The sequence below is a fragment of the Devosia sp. genome (genome assembly GCF_017307565.1).
GTDB lineage: Bacteria > Pseudomonadota > Alphaproteobacteria > Rhizobiales > Devosiaceae > Devosia.
Genome location: NZ_JAFKHD010000525.1, coordinates 1 through 2,259 on the forward strand (window position 1 = coordinate 1; position 2,259 = coordinate 2,259).

The window sequence follows — 2,259 nt, forward strand, 5'->3', positions numbered from 1 at the left end:
GTGAGGCGAAGCTGGCCGCGCAGGAAGCCGAGCTTTCCGGCTCGCCTAGCGAATAGCTGTTCCGCGTTCCGTCGCGGGAGCAGCCAATTCTGCCCCGCGGCGCTGGCAGGCGCGCTCCGGGGCATAGTACCCAGGGCCTGCGTCAAACCAGAGGCGGGCAAGGGCCCGTAAGCACCGATGTTCGATATCAAGTGTATCAGAGCCAACGCCGAAGCTTTCGACGCTGCCGTTTCTCGGCGCAAGAATGTCTCCGTGCGGTCCTCCGATCTTCTGGCGATCGACGATCGGCGCCGCGAGATCATCGTTCGCCTCAATGAAGCGCAGGAAAAGCGCAATGCGCTTTCCAAGCAGATCGGCCAGGCCAAGGCCCAGAAGGACGAAGCCAAGGCTCAGGAGCTGATGGCCGAAGTCGCGCGCCTCAAGGATTTCATCCCCACCGGCGAGGCCGAAGAGCGCGCTGTCGAAGCCGAACTGCGCGCCGCGCTCTCCGTCATTCCCAACCTGGCGCTTGAAGATGTTCCGCAGGGCGACGACGAAAGCGACAATGTCGAATATTTCGGCGCCAATGGCACAGCCGAGACCGCTGCACGCCAGCGTCCGGCCAAGCCGAGCTTCGGCTTTGCGCCCAAGGAACACTACGAAATCGGCGTGTCTGAGAAGGACATGGATTTTGAGGTGGCCGCCAAGCTCTCCGGCAGCCGCTTCGTCGTCCTGAAGGGCCAGATCGCCCGTCTCGAACGCGCCATCGGCCAGTTCATGCTCGATCTGCACACCACCGAGCACGGCTATCTCGAAGTGCAGCCGCCGCTACTGGTGCGTGATGACGCGCTCTTCGGCACGAACCAGCTGCCTAAATTCGAGGAAGACCTGTTCTTCACCCCGCATGGCGACTCGCGCCTGGCTCTTATCCCGACCGCAGAAGTGCCGCTCACCAATATGGTGCGCGAATCCATCCTTGCCGAAGAAGAGCTGCCGCTGCGCTTTGCGGCGCTGACCCCGTGCTTCCGTTCCGAAGCTGGCTCTGCCGGTCGCGACACCCGCGGCATGCTGCGTCAGCACCAGTTCGACAAGGTCGAGATGGTGTCGATCACGACGGCCGAAACCTCCATCGATGAGCACGAGCGCATGCTCGCCTGCGCCGAGACCGTGTTGCAGCGCCTCGGCCTCCATTATCGCGTGATGATGCTCTGCACCGGCGACATGGGCTTCGGTGCCCGCAAGACCTATGACCTCGAAGTCTGGCTGCCGGGGCAGGACACCTATCGCGAGATTTCCTCCGTTTCCGTCTGCGGCGATTTCCAGGCCCGCCGCATGGAGGCTCGTTATCGCCCATCCGGTGAAAAACAGGCGCCGCGCTATGTGCACACGCTCAACGGCTCTGGCACGGCAGTCGGCCGTTGCCTTATCGCCGTGCTGGAAAACTACCAGCAGGAAGATGGCTCGGTGCTGATTCCCGAGGCCCTGCAGCCCTATATGGGCGGCCTGACCTCCATCGGAGGCAAGTGACCGATGCGCATCCTCATCACCAATGACGATGGTGTGGATGCGCCCGGTATCGCCGTCATGGCCGATATCGCTGCCGCGTTGTCCGATGACGTCTGGATTGTCGCGCCAGATGGCAACCAGTCCGGGGCAGGGCATCGGTTTACTCTCGGCCGCGAACTTGTGCTCGAGCAGCGGGGACAGCGCCGCTTCAGTGTCGTCGGCGGTTCGCCCGCAGACTGCGTCGTCGCCGGCATGACTCATGTGCTGGTCGACCAGCCGCCCGATCTCGTTCTGTCCGGCGTCAATGCCGGACAGAATCTCGGCGACATCATTCATTGTTCTGGTACGGCCGCCGGCGCCCGCGAGGGTGCATTGCAGGGCGCGATCGGAATCGCGATGAGTCAAGCGATCGACTACGAGAGAAGTCACGCAGTCGATTGGTCGAATTCGATTCGTTTCGGGACAGAAGTTGTCAAAGCGATTCTTGCTGCCAGGGGTCAGGAAGACGTCTTTTACAACGTCAACTTCCCAGTTTGCCCGCCAGACAAGGTATCCGGAATCGCTGCAGTGCCGCATCAGCGCTTTTCGCGTTCGGCATTTCGCTATTATCCCAGCGACAAGGACGGCGAATTCTTCGTCGCCATTCCAGAGACGCCTATGCCATTGGATCCAAAGGCGGATTTTGAGGTTCTGCGTCGTCGCAACACCATTACGGTGACGCCGCTGGCCCTGCAGCAGACCGAAGAGACGGCCCTGGAACGGCTGGCAAAAATG

The 2,259-nt window shown here is 61.8% G+C and carries 2 protein-coding genes; both read left to right on the top strand.

The genetic code is table 11. The features are described 5' to 3' along the window. Positions 1-177 precede the first annotated feature (177 nt). Positions 178-1,506 carry a serine--tRNA ligase gene (gene serS / locus J0I64_RS22545; RefSeq protein WP_291412533.1) on the top strand — a complete coding sequence of 443 codons (1,329 nt, stop codon included), beginning with the start codon at positions 178-180 and terminating at the stop codon, positions 1,504-1,506. 3 nt (positions 1,507-1,509) lie between these two features. Then, positions 1,510-2,259 (top strand): 5'/3'-nucleotidase SurE (gene surE, locus J0I64_RS22550; RefSeq protein WP_291412536.1); only part of this gene is annotated, 750 nt, incomplete at its 3' end.

Bases quoted from the DNA above. Each gene is read 5' to 3' on its own strand.
- serS (WP_291412533.1), top strand. From the start codon at position 178: ATGTTCGATATCAAGTGTATCAGAGCCAACGCCGAAGCTTTCGACGCT.